This window comes from Synechococcus sp. R6-7 (assembly GCF_047461695.1).
Taxonomy (GTDB): Bacteria; Cyanobacteriota; Cyanobacteriia; order Thermostichales; family Thermostichaceae; genus Thermostichus.
The window spans coordinates 1-15,602 of the sequence record NZ_JANSHS010000011.1 but is presented as its reverse complement, the minus strand read 5'-3'; the positions used below and the strand labels follow the sequence as shown (position 1 = coordinate 15,602).

15 protein-coding genes and 1 riboswitch are annotated in these 15,602 nt (G+C 60.1%); of the genes, 7 read left to right on the top strand and 8 right to left on the bottom strand.

What is annotated here, in order from left to right; translation table 11 throughout:
• Positions 1-40: 40 nt before the first annotated feature.
• The 4 genes from fabD to hmpF form a co-directional block, all read right to left on the bottom strand.
• Positions 41-907: an ACP S-malonyltransferase gene (gene fabD, locus NW815_RS00355; RefSeq protein WP_414390489.1), complete on the bottom strand. Its 867-nt coding sequence runs from the start codon at positions 905-907 to the stop codon at positions 41-43.
• A 4-nt stretch (positions 908-911) separates the two neighbouring features.
• Complete coding sequence (locus tag NW815_RS00350; RefSeq protein WP_414415608.1) at positions 912-1,913, bottom strand: beta-ketoacyl-ACP synthase III; 1,002 nt, start codon at positions 1,911-1,913, stop codon at positions 912-914.
• Positions 1,900-3,003 carry a phosphate acyltransferase PlsX gene (gene plsX, locus NW815_RS00345; protein ID WP_414342611.1) on the bottom strand — a complete coding sequence of 368 codons (1,104 nt, stop codon included), beginning with the start codon at positions 3,001-3,003 and terminating at the stop codon, positions 1,900-1,902. The genes NW815_RS00350 and plsX overlap by 14 nt, the downstream gene beginning before the upstream one ends.
• Positions 3,004-3,232: 229 nt before the next feature.
• A complete protein-coding gene (gene hmpF / locus NW815_RS00340; protein WP_414389122.1) occupies positions 3,233-4,960 on the bottom strand; it encodes a pilus motility taxis protein HmpF in 1,728 nt (575 codons plus the stop codon).
• A 263-nt stretch (positions 4,961-5,223) separates the two neighbouring features.
• On the opposite strand from hmpF, the gene trpC reads away from it, so the two are divergent.
• From trpC to NW815_RS00310, 6 genes are all read left to right on the top strand, one after another.
• Positions 5,224-6,144 carry an indole-3-glycerol phosphate synthase TrpC gene (trpC, locus tag NW815_RS00335; protein ID WP_414389121.1) on the top strand — a complete coding sequence of 307 codons (921 nt, stop codon included), beginning with the start codon at positions 5,224-5,226 and terminating at the stop codon, positions 6,142-6,144.
• A 65-nt stretch (positions 6,145-6,209) separates the two neighbouring features.
• A complete protein-coding gene (locus tag NW815_RS00330) occupies positions 6,210-6,449 on the top strand; it encodes a DUF5340 domain-containing protein (RefSeq protein WP_041436722.1) in 240 nt (79 codons plus the stop codon).
• A 59-nt stretch (positions 6,450-6,508) separates the two neighbouring features.
• On the top strand, positions 6,509-6,703 hold the full coding sequence (locus NW815_RS00325; protein ID WP_414389119.1) for a heavy-metal-associated domain-containing protein: 195 nt from the start codon (positions 6,509-6,511) through the stop codon (positions 6,701-6,703).
• A 112-nt stretch (positions 6,704-6,815) separates the two neighbouring features.
• Positions 6,816-9,131: a heavy metal translocating P-type ATPase gene (locus tag NW815_RS00320; protein ID WP_414389118.1), complete on the top strand. Its 2,316-nt coding sequence runs from the start codon at positions 6,816-6,818 to the stop codon at positions 9,129-9,131.
• Positions 9,132-9,259: 128 nt separating this feature from the next.
• A riboswitch (cobalamin riboswitch) is annotated at positions 9,260-9,396 on the top strand.
• Positions 9,397-9,428: 32 nt separating this feature from the next.
• Positions 9,429-10,469, top strand: coding sequence for a sirohydrochlorin chelatase (locus tag NW815_RS00315; RefSeq protein WP_414389125.1), 1,041 nt, complete (start codon positions 9,429-9,431; stop codon positions 10,467-10,469).
• A gap of 97 nt (positions 10,470-10,566) precedes the next feature.
• Complete coding sequence (locus tag NW815_RS00310; RefSeq protein WP_414350518.1) at positions 10,567-11,466, top strand: hypothetical protein; 900 nt, start codon at positions 10,567-10,569, stop codon at positions 11,464-11,466.
• Here NW815_RS00310 and NW815_RS00305 read toward each other — a convergent pair.
• From NW815_RS00305 to obgE, 4 genes are read right to left on the bottom strand one after another with little or no spacing between them, the layout of a single operon-like run.
• Complete coding sequence (locus NW815_RS00305; protein ID WP_414389116.1) at positions 11,463-12,080, bottom strand: PAP/fibrillin family protein; 618 nt, start codon at positions 12,078-12,080, stop codon at positions 11,463-11,465. The two genes, NW815_RS00310 and NW815_RS00305, sit on opposite strands and share 4 nt — an antisense overlap.
• Positions 12,081-12,135: 55 nt before the next feature.
• Positions 12,136-12,849 carry an L-threonylcarbamoyladenylate synthase gene (locus NW815_RS00300; protein ID WP_414389115.1) on the bottom strand — a complete coding sequence of 238 codons (714 nt, stop codon included), beginning with the start codon at positions 12,847-12,849 and terminating at the stop codon, positions 12,136-12,138.
• A gap of 18 nt (positions 12,850-12,867) precedes the next feature.
• Positions 12,868-13,242 carry a hypothetical protein gene (locus NW815_RS00295; protein WP_238376778.1) on the bottom strand — a complete coding sequence of 125 codons (375 nt, stop codon included), beginning with the start codon at positions 13,240-13,242 and terminating at the stop codon, positions 12,868-12,870.
• A gap of 60 nt (positions 13,243-13,302) precedes the next feature.
• Entirely contained in the window at positions 13,303-14,346 is a 1,044-nt protein-coding gene (gene obgE, locus NW815_RS00290) for a GTPase ObgE (RefSeq protein ID WP_414389113.1), read from the bottom strand.
• 195 nt (positions 14,347-14,541) lie between these two features.
• Here obgE and NW815_RS00285 point away from each other — a divergent pair, with 195 nt between their 5' ends.
• Complete coding sequence (locus tag NW815_RS00285; RefSeq protein WP_414329312.1) at positions 14,542-15,510, top strand: 30S ribosomal protein S1; 969 nt, start codon at positions 14,542-14,544, stop codon at positions 15,508-15,510.
• Positions 15,511-15,602 lie beyond the last annotated feature (92 nt).

Genomic DNA, 15,602 nt, shown 5'->3' with positions numbered 1-15,602 from the left:
AGCTTATTATTGACTAGAGTCATGCTCCATAGCAGATCCCCTAGCTGCTGAGGTTGCTGAAATTGCACCGCGTCAGGGTCGGCACCGTTCGCCTCACCAAGCCCGTCAGCACGTTGCCGGGGCCGATTTCCCACACCTCTTGGATGCCGTCGGCGGCCATCTGCAACACGGTTTCTCGCCAGCGGACAGGGGCAGTCATCTGGGCCAGCAGCGCCTGCTTAAGGGCTTGCGGATCCCGGCTGGCGGTGGCAGTGCAGTTGCTGTAGACGGGCACTCGCGGCGGCTGAAAGTCAACAGCGCGCAAGGTGTGGGCAAACTCCTCGGCAGCAGCCTTCATAAAGGGCGAGTGAAAGGCGCCACTTACCTTGAGGGGAACGGTGCGCTTGGCCTGCAACTGCTCACAGACGGCTTGCACCCCCTCCACTGAGCCGCTGATCACCACCTGATCCGGGCTGTTGTCGTTGGCAAGGGTGACGTCGGGGATCATCTGGCACAGGTGCTCCAGCTTGTCGCGGTCAAACCCCATCACTGCCGCCATGCTGCCCGGGGGATCCCCTGCGGCTTCCATCAGTTGGCCCCGCAGCGCCACCAGCCGTAGGCCGGTTTCGAAGTCAAACACGCCGGCAGCGTAGAGGGCGCTGTATTCGCCCAGACTGTGGCCAGCAGTGCAGGCAGGAGCCTGACCCTGGGCGTAGAGATAGTCTGTCAACAGGGCCGATACGGTGAACAAAGCCGGTTGTGTGTAGCCGGTCTGGTGGATCTGGTCTTCCGACAGAGCTAAGGGATCCCATCCCAGCATCTGGCGGGCCAAAGCCAACTTCTGGCCTGCTCCCTGCCAGTTCCGCAAGTCCCTTCCCATGCCTACCGCTTGGGATCCCTGGCCGGGATAGATCCAGGCAACAGTCATCAATTCATTTCCCCCAACGAAACACAATCGCCCCCCAGGTAAGGCCGGCGCCAAAGCCCGCCATTACCCCCAGATCGCCGGCGCCAAAGCGTCCTTGCTCGATCCAAGTGGCCAAGGCAATTGGCACCGAAGCGCCCGAGGTGTTGCCGTAATACTCTAGGACGCTGGCCACCCGCTGCGGATCCAGCTGCAGGCGCTTGGCTACCGCATCGAGAATGCGCTGGTTGGCCTGATGAATAAAATATCCCTGTACTGCTTCCGCCGGGATCCCAGCCCGAAAGAGAGCCTTCTCGATGATCTCCGGCACCGCCTGGACGGCAAACTTGTACACCTCGCGGCCATTCATGGTGATGGGGCAGCAGCGATACTGCCCCACCTGCAGGGATCCCACCAGGGGCTTGGCCTCTGTAGCCATGGACAAGCTGAGTAGCTCGCTGCCACTGCCATCGCTGCGCAGCTCAATGCTGAGGATCCCGCCGGTTTCCCCCGCCTCCAGAACCACTGCCCCGGCCCCATCTCCAAACAAGACACAGGTGGTGCGATCCGCCCAGTCCACCGTGCGGGAGAGCACATCCGCCGCCACCACCAAGGCCCGCCGATACAGCCCGGTTTGCAAAAACTGTGCTGCCGTGGCCACTGCAAAGACAAAGCCCGTGCAGGCTGCCGTCAGATCAAAAGCCACCGCCCGCGTTGCTCCCAGAGCTGCCTGCACCTGAGGGGCCGAGCCAAACCGATCGACACCGGTGGAAGTGGCCAGCAGGATCAAATCCAGGTCTTGAGGCAAGATCCCGGCCTGAGCCAAAGCGGCCTTGGCTGCCTGGACCGCCAAATCCACCAAGCTCAGCTCAGGGGGCAGAATGCGCCGCTGACGAATGCCGGTGCGGGGCCAGATCCATTCGTCGGAAGTTTCGACGATCTGGCCGAGATCGTCGTTGCTCAGGCAGGGATCCGGCAGGGCAGCCCCTGCCCCCACCAGCCGCACGGTCGGGAGGCTATGGCTGGGCATCTTCCACGGGTTCGGGACAGCGGGAGGAAGTCCTTTCCAGGGATCCCAACGGCAACACTTCCGGGCCAGAGCCAGAGTAGACCTGAAGGGGCCGGGTGCGCCGCCTGGGGTTGGATTCAGGTTCGCGAGGGTCAACCATTTCCGCCTGCAGCCGCTGTAGGATTTTCTGTTCTGCCGCCTCTTTGGCCAGGCGAATGGCGTGGTAGACCATCGGCGCCTTGGAGCTGCCGTGGGTAATCACGCAGATGCCGTTGACGCCGAGCAGCAAAGCACCGCCATACTCCACGTAGTCCATGCGCCGCTTTACCTGCTTGAGGTTGGGCCGGAGCAGCCAGCAGCCCAACTTGCCGCGCCAGCCGCGGGGCAGCTCCTCCCGCAGCACCTGGGTGATCACCTGGCCAACACTTTCGGCAAACTTGAGGAGGGCATTGCCCACAAAGCCGTCACACACCACCACATCAAACTCCCCGGTCAGCACATCCCGCCCCTCGGCATTGCCGGCGAAATGGATCCCTGGCAATTGGGCCAGACGCTGGTGGGTGGCCAGAGCCAAATCATTGCCCTTGTTGGGCTCCTCGCCGATGTTGAGCAGGCCCACCCGCGGACGCTCGACCCCCAGTACGCACTGGCAGTAGAGGGATCCCATGCGGGCAAACTGCTCCAAAAAGCGGGGCCGGCAATCCACATTGGCCCCCACATCCAGCAGCAGCACCGGCTTGCCTTTCAAAGTGGGCAAAAGAGCGCCAATGGCCGGGCGATCGATCCCTGCCAGCCGGCCCAAATGAAGGTAGGCCGCAGCCATCGCTGCTCCGGTATTCCCGGCGGCCACCACGGCATCCGCTTGGTTGGAGCGCACCTGTTGCATCGAGATGTTGATGGAGGCTTTGGGCTTTTTGCGCACCATCAGCGGCTCTTCCGCCATGCCCACATCCTCTTCGGCAGGCACAATGGTGATCCCAGCAGGCAAGGGCTGAGGCAAAAAGGGCTTGAGGGAATCTGGACGACCGACTAGTGCAATCCCGACCCGGAGCTGCCGATGGGCCAGCAGGGCGCCCTTGATGATCTCTTCGGGAGCGTAGTCACCCCCCATCGCATCGACCGCAATTCGCACAAGCTGACCTCACACTGGAATATCCTTGGCAACTGCAAGCAGGAAGCGGGGCAAAACGCACTAACCTCTGCAGTCCCCTCGCCCAAGAATTGGGAGCCCCAGTGGCTGCAGGGTGCTAGCGAATTTTACCAGATTTGTTTTCCTCAATTAAGGCCGTAGTTCCGCTTGCGCCGGTTCTCCCCACCCCCCACAGGAAACGTGAACTCCCTCACGCCTGCGCGAGGGTAGCCAAGAGAGAGTGTACCTGCTGGACGTGGTCGCGTGCGGTGGAGTTTCTGGCTTGGTGTTGGCTCAGCTCCGTCTCCAACTGCGCCAATTCTCCTGCCAACGCTGCCCACCGATCCCGCTCTGGATAGAGGGTGGCCTGCAGGTGATTGAGGCGACCCCAGGTTTCTGCCATGGCCTGGGCGCGCGCCCGCAGGGATCCCTCCTCTTGCTCCAGGTGTTGCCACTGCTGCTCCAATTCCTGCCGTTGGCGGGCGAGCTGCTCCTGCTGAGAAGGCAAGGACGATTCCAGTTGTTGAATGAGGGTTTGCAGACGACCTTTTTCTTGGAGAAGATCCTGCTTCTGGCTGCCGATCTGTTCCAGGAGCGGCCCAATATCGACCTGAACCGGGGCAGCAGCTTGATTTTGCAGCTGTCTAAGGCGGGCTTCCTGGCGGGTCAACTCTTCATACTCTCGCTGCAGGTTTTTTTCCTGAGGCAGCAGGGCTTCTTCCAAAGCACTGCAGGCAGACTGGGCATAGTCGATATCCATCTCGATGTCAAACCGCTCCTCTGGAGAGGCGCTGGCCAGCCGCTCTTGCAGCTCCCGCAGGGTTTGCCGGTTTTGCTCCAGTTCGGCCCGCTGCTGGCTGACCTGGGCCGCCCGCTGCTCGTAATCTCGGCGCAGTTGGCTGACCAAAGCCGCCAGCTCCTCGACCGAGATCGCCGGCTCCCCAGCCCTGCCGTTGCTGCTGCCATCGACGATAAAGTCGTACTCCTGCACCAGACGAGAGGCTTTCTGGTATAGGCTCTCTTGAGATTGCAGCTGCTGGAGAATCCTCTGCAGGTGCTCTTGATGGGCTCGCAGGGATCCCCGTCGAGTTTGCCACTCTGCTTGGCTTTGCTCCAGGGATTGTCGGGATCCCCACCAAGCGGTGTGGCGTTCTTGCCAAGCGCGGTAGTCTCGATCCAGCTCGTCTTGCCGGGCCTGGGCCTGCTGACGTTCTGCTTCCAGTTGGGCAATCTGTTGATTCAAGTGCTCCTGCTGCTGCTGAATATGGCTTTTCAAGCTTTGCAGAAGCGCCAAGGGATCCCCAGCCGGATGTAGAGTCTCCTGGAGCTGCTGCACCAAAGCCTGTAGCTGCGCTGCTTCTGCCTCCCCCAAGCGGCTGGAGCGAGCTTCTTGCAACTGGGCTTCCAACTCTTGCCGCTGCCGATTCAGAGCTTCCCGCTGCTCTCCGATCAGGCGCTGTTGTTCAGCTAAGTAAGCTTGCTGGGCTGCCAGTTCCTCTTTGAGGCTGTCCAGAAGTTTGCGATCTTCCTCCACACTCTTGTATTGCTCATACAGCCGCTGCACCTCTTCTTCCTGGGCTGCTAGCTCCATCTCGCGGCGGGTAAGCTCATGCGCCTGAAAGGTGAGGGACTGTTTCCAAACCTCGATCTCCTCTTCCTGGCTGCGGGCTCTGAGCTGAAGTTGGCTGAAGTTTTGCAGATAGGTCACCAGTTGGCGAGCGGCTTCGCTGATGCGGGCGACCTGACGGTTGCCGGAGATTTCCGCCAGCACCAATGACCCATCCTTGAAGCGCCCAGCCTCCTGGGCGATGCGGCCTTCCAAGGTAATGGATTCTTCGTTCACGGCCACCCAGGTATTGTCCTGCTGCTGCTTGGCCAGCAATTGCAGAGACGACTTGGCAAATCCAATCGGCTTGGATAGCTCTGCTAGGTACAGCACGCCTGAACTCCTCTAAAACAGCATGGACAGCACCAGCCTTGACCCCACCGAGCCACTGCCCCTGGCCGGGGAAAAATGGACGGCCGCCAGAACATGGCTCGCCGAGGCGCATAAAGACTACACCACCTTTCTAGACTCAACCATAGGGTAAAAAAAACACCTTCGCCAGATGAGTTTTGGGGATGCCTGGGGTAGCTATTCAAACCGGTGGCGGAGCACTAAAGTAGTCTAGGGTGTGGTGTAGAGTTGTGTTCGGGGGTTGTATGGAGCTGCAAGGTGAGCCGCTTTCTGTTCGTCGGCGTTCTCCTGCCCCGCCGGTGGTCGTAGCCTCTCAGGTGTACCAGACAACAGCGCCGGAAGCCAAACCGCGCCACATTTTGGAAGCGATCGTCTGGCACAAAGAACAGGAGGTGGAGCGCCAACGGGAGCAGCTTCCCCTGAAGCAATTGCAACGGCAACTGGATCAAGCCCCGCCGGTGCGGGATTTTGTGGCGGCTCTTACCCAGTCTCCTCACCCTGTTTCCTTGATTGCCGAGGTCAAAAAAGCCTCCCCCAGCCGCGGCATCCTCCGGGATCCCTTTGACCCGGTAGCCATTGCCCAGAGCTATGAGGCCGGTGGGGCCAGTTGTCTCTCGGTGCTGACGGATGAGCGGTTCTTTCAGGGCAGTGGCGAGTATCTGCGGCAGATCCGTCAAGCGGCAGGGATCCCCATCCTCTGCAAGGAGTTCATCCTCTACCCCTACCAAATCCTCTGGGCCCGCAGCCTGGGGGCAGATGCGGTGCTGCTGATTGCCGCCATTCTCTCGGATGCGGACTTGGGCTATTTTCTCAAGCTGGTTCGGCAATTGGGCATGGCAGCTCTGCTGGAGGTGCACACTTCCCAAGAGTTGCAGCGGGTGTTGCGTTTGCCCCAACTGCAAGACTCCAGGGGGCAGGTGCTCATTGGCATCAACAATCGCGATCTGAGAACCTTTGCGGTGGACTTGAACACAACGCGCGACCTGTTGGCCGCCCACTCGGATCTCCTCGGCGAGCTGCCCATTGTCAGCGAGTCCGGCATCCATACCCCTGCCGATTTGCAGCAGTTGCGGGCCTGGGGGGTGCGCTCTGTGCTCGTGGGGGAAGCGCTGGTGACCCAGCCGGATCCCGGCCAAGCTGTGCGCCACCTGTTGTCATCTCAGTGAATGAGAACCCTCCATCATATGGATCTCTGTTAAGAACAATGGATCTCTAAGGATTGCTCAGACCGATGAAACGTATTCCTGTGCCGGCTCACATCCACTACGAATTTCTGCTGCGGGTGTTGGAGCGGCAAACCTTTCCGGCAGTAGAGGAACAGGATTTTGGCAACCGAGGCCGCACGCAAGAGCTGATCAACTCCCTGCGCAAAGCCCTCACCCAACAGGTGCAACTGGAGGAAGAGTGGCGACAGCGGGGCTATCAGGTGGACTACCGCTGGAATATGGACGAGCCTCAGCCTCCCTCTTGACCTTCCAGCCCACTGTAAGGTTTAGCATCCTTTCAGTGGCATTGGGGGGGGTTTCCAAGATGCAGGTTGTTTTGACGGTGCCCAAGCTGGCCTGTGGGGCTTGCGTGGACACCATTGCGCAAGCGGTGCGGCAACTGGATCCCCAGGCGCAGGTGGAAGGGGATCCCAAAACCAAACAGGTGCGGATTACTTCTGAGCGGTCTGTGAGCGATTTGCGGCAGGCCCTCACCCAGGTGGGATATCCCCCGGCCTAGTCAATTTTGGGCCGGGAACGGTCGGGCGTCTGTTTTGAATTTCTGTACAGATGGCTGCCTTCGCCCTGCCCAGGGTGGAGAGTAGCTGTCGTTTCATCAACAAGGTGTTGCCATGTCTGCCCATAAAGGGTCATCGGGTGCACTATCGGCCTCTGCGCCTTCTCCTGAGGGCACTTGGCAGTTGGCCCTGCAAGGGATGAGCTGTGCCTCCTGCGCCCGCAGCATCGAACAGGCCCTCGCTCAGGTGCAGGGAGTATCCTCCGGATCCGTGAATTTTGCCAGTGAGCAGGCCACCGTCAAAGGGGATCCCAGGCTGGTGGATCCGCAGGCGTTGATTCGGGCGGTGGAGCGGGTGGGGTATCGGGCGCGCCTCATCCAAGAGGATTGGCAACTGGACGATCCGACAGACCCAGAGCGGATCACCCAACGGGCCGCAGAACGGGAACTGAAGCTCAAGGTGGCGATAGGGGTGGGCATCAGCACGGTGCTGGTGATCGGATCCCTGCCGATGATGCTGGGGATGGACATCCCGGGCTTTCCCATGTGGCTGCACAATCCTGGGTTGCAGTTGCTGCTGACGGCTCCGGTGCAGTTTTGGGTGGGCAGGCATTTTTACCGGGGAGCCTGGGCTGCTTGGCAACGGCGCTCGGCGGATATGAACACGCTGGTGGCCTTAGGGACGAGCGCGGCTTTCTTCTATTCCATTTTCCCAACGGTTTTCCCCGACTATTTTCACCGGCAAGGACTGCACCCGGATGTCTATTATGAGGTGTCGGCGGTGGTCACCACCCTGATTCTGGTGGGCAAGTGGATGGAGCAACGGGCTAAGGGGCAAACCTCCGAAGCCATTCGCAAGCTGATCGGGCTGCAACCGAAAACGGCAAGGGTAATTCGCCATGGGGTGGAGCAGGATATTCCGATTCGGGAAGTGCAGGTGGGGGATCGGATCCGAGTGCGCCCCGGAGAGAAGGTGCCGGTGGATGGGGTAATCCTAGAGGGATCCTCCAGCCTCGACGAGTCCATGGTGACCGGCGAGAGCCTGCCTGTACTCAAGTCGGCGGGGGATGAGGTGATTGGGGCAACGCTGAATCAGACGGGCAGCTTTGTGATGGAGGCGCGGCGGGTGGGCAAAGACACGGTTCTGGCCCAGATCGTGCGCCTGGTGCAGGAAGCCCAGGGATCCAAAGCCCCAATTCAACAGGTGGCGGATCGGGTGACTGCCTGGTTTGTGCCGGCAGTGATCGGGGTGGCAGTTCTAACTTTCGTGCTCTGGTGGGTGCTGGCCGATAACCCGACACTGGCCTTGGTGAACACGATTGGGGTGCTGATCATCGCCTGCCCTTGTGCGCTGGGGTTGGCAACCCCCACCTCGATCCTGGTGGCCACGGGACGAGGGGCAGAATTGGGGATCCTGGTGAAAAGTGCCGACAGCCTGGAATTGGCCCACCACTTGCGCACGGTGGTCTTGGACAAAACCGGCACCCTGACTGAAGGTCGTCCCACTGTCACCGATATTTGGGCCCACGGCTCCTCTCCCCTGGCGGTGTTGCGCCTGGCAGCGGCGGTGGAGCGGCACTCGGAACATCCTTTGGCCCAGGCGGTAGTGCAGAAAGCCGAAGCCGAAAAAATTGCCATCCCTCCTGCCCAGCATTTTCAGGCAAGGATAGGCAGTGGGGCAGAAGCCTGGGTGGAAGACCAGTGGATCCGCATCGGTCGGCTGAGCTGGCTACAGGAGATGGGGATCCCCTGGGATCCCTCTTGGTTAGAGCGGGTTCAGAATTGGGAAAGCCAGGGCAAAACGGTGATCGGCGTAGCCCAATCCCAGAGCCTGGTGGGGCTGTTGGCCATTGCCGATCCGCTCAAACCCACCTCTCCTGAGGCAGTGCAACAGCTGCAACAGATGGGTCTAGAGGTGATCCTGCTAACCGGGGATAACCCCACCACGGCCCAAGCGGTTGCTCGGCAGGCAGGCATTCAGCGGGTAATTGCCCAAGTCCGTCCGGATCAGAAGGCAGCTTACATACGCAGCCTAAGACAACCGCGACGGCGGGTGGCGATGGTGGGAGATGGCATTAACGATGCTCCGGCTCTGGCAGAAGCTGATGTGGGGATCGCCATTGGTACAGGTACGGATGTGGCGATGGCCGCCAGCGATATTACCCTCATGTCGGGGGATCTGCGCGGAGTCGCCACAGCCATTCAACTCAGCCGGGCCACCCTCAACAACATCCGCCAGAACCTCTTCTTCGCCTTTATCTACAATACGCTGGGGATCCCGATTGCCGCTGGGGCGCTCTATCCCTTTACAGGCTGGTTGCTCAACCCTATGCTGGCGGGGGCAGCCATGGCCCTGAGTTCCGTTTCGGTGGTCGCCAATGCCCTGCGCCTGCGACACTTTCAGCCCCCCAGACCAGCGGGCCGGCGTTAGGCCCTCTCCCAGGGGCAAGGGGGATTAGCGCGGCAACAGTTTTGCTGCCCTTTGAGCATGAGTCTGCCGTACCGCTCATGCCTCAGGGCTATCTTCTGGCAGACAAGGACATCCCCCCCAGGGGGCTTGGTGAACGACAAGCGGCAAGCTAGCCTAAAAAGCTCAGGCAGATTGGGGAAAGCGCGGTGCAAGTCCGCCACTGTGACGCAACTGTGATGGGATCCCTCCCTCAGCCAGAACACCCACCTGCCGTTGTCCTGTACCCCTTGCGATTCACAAGGAACGGAGTTTTTTGTGTTGAATACCCTCAGTGTTTCCCCTCCCCTTTCGGTTGGGCAGCTTGCTTCTCCTTCATTGCCCCTATTGCTTATCGGCCACGGATCCCGCGACCCCCAAGGGCAGCAAGCCTTTCTGGAGCTAGCCCAGGCTTACCAAGCTCTCACCCCCCATCGACCGGTGATCCCTTGTTTTCTGGAGCTGACGGAGCCGAGTATCGCCCAAGGGATCCAGCAGTGTATTGCCCAAGGGTGGCAAGAGATTGTGGTCCTGCCGCTGCTGTTGTTTGGGGCCCGCCACAACAAGTTCGATGTGACGATGGAATTGGATCGCCTGCAGGCCCTCTATCCCCAGTTGCGCATTCATTACGGTGGGCCGTTGGGGATCCGCATCGAGATCCTGCAACTGCTGCGAGACCGATTGGCTGCTCTGATAGCTGCCCAACCGCGGCGGATCCCAGAGGCAGAAACCGTGCTCCTATTTGTGGGTCGCGGCTCCAGCGATCCCGAGGCCAATGCCGAAGCCTGTAAACTGGCCCGGTTGCTTTGGGAAGGATCCGGGTTTGCCGCTGTGGAAACTTGCTTTATCGGCATTACCCATCCCCGCCTGCCCGTGGGATTGGAGCGGGCCTTGTCCTGGCAGCCGCGTCGGGTGATCGTGCTGCCCTACTTTCTGTTTACGGGGGTGTTGGTGAAAAAAATCGAGGCGGCAGTGGAACAACAACGACAACGACAGCCGGAAATCGACTGGCTGATGCTGCCGGAATTGGGCCTTGTGGATACGGTGCTGCACAGCCTGCAGCAACTGGAGCAGGAAGCCCTGCAGGGCCAAACCCCGATGAACTGCCACCTGTGCAAGTTTCGCCTGGCCGTGAGCGCAGAGGTTGGAGCTGGATCCAGCCATCACCACCCTCACGAGCCTCATGACCACCATCACGGGCACGGATCCCATCACCACCCTCATTCTCACCATCACCCTCAGCACGGCCACACCCACGCAGCGGCTGGGGATCCCTGGGCCCAATTAGAGGGCTACCACCAACGGGCATGGCAGGTGCCCTAAGAGGGAAACAGAGGCTGCTGGCGGGATAAACTGAGTGCAGACAGGCCATTTTTGAACCTGGTTTTCCCGCTCTAGCGGTTGTGATGACGAAAAAACGATGATGCTCTCCCGCTCCTCTTGGGTTTCAGGTGCCGCTGCCGCGGGGAGCGGGATCTTTGTTTTCGCCCTGGTGGTGGGGCTGCTGGATCAGATCCTGCCCACCCTGCCCAAGGTTTCCCTCTCCCTGGCCGGGATCCCTGGGATCCTGGCTGCCGCTGGGGCCTCCTATGGGGCCTGGCGGGTGGTTCAGATGGGTCTGCAATCGGCTTCCTGGAGCGACTTTCGAGAATCGCTGGTGGCGACCCTATCTCCCTTTGATCCTGCCGACCACGGCGGCGAGCCACGACAACCTAAGGGGGATCCTCGCCCTTGGCAGGTGGCTCAGGAGATCCGGCAAACCCAGCTCCGCCATCAAAAGATCCTTGACCGCATCAAGCAGCGGGTGAAAGCCGAAATCCAGACCTGTGAACGCGCCCAAGCCCAACTGCGCAGCGAGCAGCAACGGTCTCGAGTCCTGCAGGCCCAAGCCCAACAGTTACAACAGCATCTGCAAAACCTACAAACATCTTCCCCTTCTCCAAGCTCCGAGTCGACCAAACCCACGCCAGAGCAAGCGCTGCGCCAAAAGCTCCGCCAACTTCAATCCCAGGTCACCACCCTGAAAATAGAATTGGAACGCCAAAGGACCCAACTGCAACACGCAGAAGCAGAGCGGGCTCAACTCCAGCAGCAGCAGCAAAAACTCAAGCGCATCCTGCAGCGCAAAAAATTGGAAAATCGAGAGTTGCGCTCCCAACAGGCAGAATGGGCCCGGCAACTGGAGCAAACTCAACAGGAGCTGCAAACTTTGCGGGAGTCCTACCGCGCCTTGCAAGTTCTCCAGGAAATAGGCTTCACCCTAACCCAAAACCTATCTCACGAAAGGGCGGAAACGGAGTCCTCTGGATCCTCCGACTAGCCGACCCGTTTCAGGACAAATACACTCCCCTCGCTGCCCCGGCCCATCCGCAAATCTTCATCCAAATAGGTGATATCCAGCCAACCCGTTGGCTCGCGGCGGCGGATATCGATTTGAATAGCCGGGATCCGCTCCGGAGCCCGCTCGAGCAAATAGAGAAAACTCTCGATCTCGTAGCTCATCAAAGCTTGGGATCCGAACACCAATCGCTCGAAAATCACCCTCACCCGGCGCTCAGATTCGGGGTAAAAGCGCGCTGATACCGCCAAGACTCCCCGTGGCATCCAAGCCTCCAGCCAACCGGATCCCTGGATCTCCGCCACGTTGAAGACCCGTCCAGCTTTGGCCCGAATACACTGGTAGATCGCCCCGGTGGTGAACAGGGGCAAATTGGCCAGCCGCAGCAGAGCTGTGCTGGTGGTAAAGAGGGTGAGCCAGTTCCCCTCCAACCCTTCAGGAGCAGATGTTGGTTTGGGGGTGGGGTTGAGCGCTTCTAGGGCGGCAATTTGAGACAAAATCTGGGCTTTTTGGTCAGGGGAAACTTTCCGGCCCCGGTCGGTCGCCTCCAGTAGGTGCAGCAGAGCCGATTTTTGCTGAGCCAGGGCCTCAGACATGGGCACACTCCGAAGGCACTGACCCTATTTTAGAGAACGCGGGATCCCTCTGCCCTTAACCGTCTTCTCCCACCAGTTTCAGGTTCAGATCTGCCACCTGCTCATACCCTAGCCCGGCCCGCACCACCAGCGGCTCGGATCCCGTCAAGTCAATTACCGTAGAGACCTTGGCCCGACGGGGGGCATCGTCATCCAGCACCAGATCCACCTGTTTTTCCAACTGCCGCATCTCTTCAGCCGCAAAGATCCCACCCTCATCCCAGGGGTCGCTCTCCCACTCCCAGGCTTGCCCAGAACTTAAGTCCAGGGATCCGACGGGATCCCCCCCCAGCTTGGCAGAGGTGGAGACAATTGGATTGCCCAACTCTTCCAGCAAAGCCTGACAAATGGCCGAGTCGGGCACGCGGATGCCGGTGGTTTTCCGTTTGGGCTCCATCACCAACTTGGGCACCAGCTTGGTGGCCGGCAACAGAAACGTAAACGGGCCCGGGATCAGCCGCCGCATCAGCCGATAGGCCGAATCGGTTACCTGGGCATAGTGGGCAATGCGTGAGAGAGAAGGGCACAAAAAGGTAAGAGGCTTGTCGTTGGAGAGCTGCTTGATACGGCGTACCCGCTCCACTGCTTGTTTGTGGGTCACATCGCAGCCAATGGCATAGACTGTATCGGTGGGGTAAAGCATCACCGCCCCCTCCCGCAAAGCCGCCGCAATCCGCCGGATGGAACGGGCCTGGGGCTGTTGCGGATGCAGCTTAAAGTACTCGGCCATCGGGCAGATGGGAAGAGGTCAAGACTGGGAGCAGCTACCCCCCAGGGGGTTTTCCACAAGAGGGCGGGGGGTCGGTGGCACCGACGCGGGCGGGGATCCCTGAGATTCGGGCCAGTCCTTCAGTTGTTGCATCAGGGCTTGGATGTGCAGACGGGGCAGATAGGGCCAGTCGCCCGCTTCTTCCAAATCCTGAAGCACCCGATACAGAGCTTGACGGGTGTTGGGCAAAGACTCCCGAAAGGCACCTTCCAGGATCGCGCGGTGCAACTCCTCCAGCAGCCGCAGGAGCATCAGCAGCTCCACACACGCTCCCGCCCTCGCCTGAGCCGCCTGTTCAACAGCCAACATGATCTGACGCAAATCCGGTGGCAGATCCTCCGCCGAGATATACATAGCCACTCGTCTCTGGGTTCTGGGAAGGCAGGGGCTTTCCCATTCTAAGATTCTTCTGCCCTAGGACTGGATGGATTTTGCCCCCACAAGATCCAACTCCGCAGACTGTTGGGATCCCCGACCCAGGCACTGCCACACCCGCTGCAAGAGGGCATCCAGCCCCTGCTTGGCAATCGCAGAAATGGTCACCACCGAAGTGCCGGCAGCAGCAGACAGCCTCTGGGCGCGCTCGGCAACCTGCTGGGGATCCAGAACATCGATCTTGTTCAAAACCAGGATTTGTGGCTTATCAATTAACCCGTGGCCGTAGGCGCGCAGCTCCTGCTGAATAACCTGGTAATCCTTGACGGGATCCGCCGCCGTGCCATCCACCAAATGAATCAGTACCCTGGTACGCTCCACATGGCGCAAAAACTCATGGCCCAGCCCCACCCCCAAGTGCGCCCCCTCGATCAGCCCCGGAATATCGGCAAACACCACCCCATCTCCCGATGGATGGGGCACCACCCCCAAATTGGGCTGCAACGTGGTGAAGGGGTAGTCAGCAATCTTGGGCCGGGCAGAGGAGACCACCGAAATCAGAGTGGACTTGCCCGCATTGGGCAGGCCGACAATGCCCACCTCGGCAATCAACTTCAGCTCCAGGCGCAGGCGCACCCGTTCTCCCGCTTCGCCCTTGGTGAATTGGCGGGGGGCGCGATTGTGGTTGCTCAAAAAATGGGCATTGCCTAAGCCGCCTTTGCCCCCACGGGCTACCAGCAATTGATCCCCCTTGCCCACCAGATCGCCCAACAATTCCCCCGTCTCCGCATTGAACACCACAGTACCGCAGGGCACCCGCACCAGCCGATCCGCACCACTGGCCCCGCTGCGATGGTTGGGCCCCCCTTTGGCCCCGTGTTCCGCCTTGATCACCGGTTGAAAGCGAAAATCCAACAGAGTTTGCAGGCCGGGATCGGCCACCAAGATCACCGAGCCGCCCCGCCCGCCATTGCCGCCGGATGGCCCCCCAGCCGGCACATACTTCTCACGGCGGAAGGCAACGATGCCATCCCCGCCATTTCCCCCTTGCACTTCAATTTCGGCTTGGTCGATAAAGTGCAATTGCTCTTCCTCCGAATCTTCTATCTTTCAGCTTGGCAAGATGCCGGGAAACTTGCCACAAAAGACGCTCCTCTAAGCTACGATGGTATTTCCCAGCCACATCCTCCCCAGGTGGGAAAGTGGAAGTGGGATCCTGCCAAACTCGATTGGCCTTCTACCCTTTATCCCGCGCAACTGATCTGTTACTGCACCCCTATGAGTCGATTCACTGCTGCCGATGTAGGTTTTACCACTGAAGACTTTGCCGCCCTTCTGGATAAGTACGACTATCACTTCAGCCCTGGCGAAATTGTGGCGGGTACAGTATTCTCGGTGGAGCCACGCGGTGCTTTGATCGATATTGGGGCCAAAACGGCTGCCTTTCTGCCGCTCCAGGAGATGTCGATTAGCCGCCTGGAAGACCCGCACGAGATGCTGCAGCCGGGAGAAACCCGCGAGTTTTTTATCCTCACCGAAGAAAACGAAGAGGGACAGCTGACCCTCTCCATCCGCCGCATCGAGTACATGCGGGCCTGGGAACGGGTACGGCAGCTCCAGAAAGAAGATGCCACCGTTCGCTCAACCATTTTTGCTACCAACCGAGGTGGAGCCCTGGTGCGGATTGAGGGGCTGCGGGGCTTTATCCCCGGATCCCACATCAGCAGCCGCAAGCCAAAAGAAGAGCTGGTGGGCGAAGAGCTGCCCCTGAAGTTTCTGGAGGTGGACGAAGACCGCAACCGCCTGGTGTTGAGCCATCGCCGCGCCTTGGTGGAGCGGAAGATGAACAAGCTGGAAGTGGGCGAGGTGGTGGTCGGCACGGTGCGGGGCATCAAGCCCTATGGTGCCTTTATCGATATTGGCGGCGTCTCCGGCCTGCTGCACATTTCCGAGATCTCCCACGATCATGTCGATACGCCCCACAGCGTCTTCAACGTCAACGACGAAGTGAAGGTGATGATCATCGATCTGGATGCGGAGCGGGGACGGATCTCGCTGTCCACCAAGCAACTGGAGCCCAATCCCGGCGACATGATTCGGGATCCCAAGCTGGTTTACGAGAAGGCCGAGGAGATGGCAGCCAAGTACCGCGAGCAACTGTTGGCCGCTAAGCAAGGACAAGCGGCAGAGGCCCCACCGGAAGTGGTGGAAGAGGAGCTGGAATACGCGGCGGCGGCTGTGGAATGATCACAAACTTTGCGTATTTCTGCCTGCTACAAGGCTTAGCTAGGCCGCCGAGAAGCCCCGCCCTCTCTCGCTTTAGCGGCGCGGAGCGCTTT

Bases quoted from the DNA above. Each gene is read 5' to 3' on its own strand.
- fabD (WP_414390489.1), bottom strand. From the start codon at position 907: ATGACTGTTGCCTGGATCTATCCCGGCCAGGGATCCCAAGCGGTAGGC.
- NW815_RS00350 (WP_414415608.1), bottom strand. From the start codon at position 1,913: ATGCCCAGCCATAGCCTCCCGACCGTGCGGCTGGTGGGGGCAGGGGCT.
- plsX (WP_414342611.1), bottom strand. From the start codon at position 3,003: ATGGGGGGTGACTACGCTCCCGAAGAGATCATCAAGGGCGCCCTGCTG.
- trpC (WP_414389121.1), top strand. From the start codon at position 5,224: ATGGAGCTGCAAGGTGAGCCGCTTTCTGTTCGTCGGCGTTCTCCTGCC.
- NW815_RS00330 (WP_041436722.1), top strand. From the start codon at position 6,210: ATGAAACGTATTCCTGTGCCGGCTCACATCCACTACGAATTTCTGCTG.
- NW815_RS00325 (WP_414389119.1), top strand. From the start codon at position 6,509: ATGCAGGTTGTTTTGACGGTGCCCAAGCTGGCCTGTGGGGCTTGCGTG.
- NW815_RS00320 (WP_414389118.1), top strand. From the start codon at position 6,816: ATGTCTGCCCATAAAGGGTCATCGGGTGCACTATCGGCCTCTGCGCCT.
- NW815_RS00310 (WP_414350518.1), top strand. From the start codon at position 10,567: ATGATGCTCTCCCGCTCCTCTTGGGTTTCAGGTGCCGCTGCCGCGGGG.
- NW815_RS00305 (WP_414389116.1), bottom strand. From the start codon at position 12,080: ATGTCTGAGGCCCTGGCTCAGCAAAAATCGGCTCTGCTGCACCTACTG.
- NW815_RS00300 (WP_414389115.1), bottom strand. From the start codon at position 12,849: ATGGCCGAGTACTTTAAGCTGCATCCGCAACAGCCCCAGGCCCGTTCC.
- NW815_RS00295 (WP_238376778.1), bottom strand. From the start codon at position 13,242: ATGTATATCTCGGCGGAGGATCTGCCACCGGATTTGCGTCAGATCATG.
- NW815_RS00285 (WP_414329312.1), top strand. From the start codon at position 14,542: ATGAGTCGATTCACTGCTGCCGATGTAGGTTTTACCACTGAAGACTTT.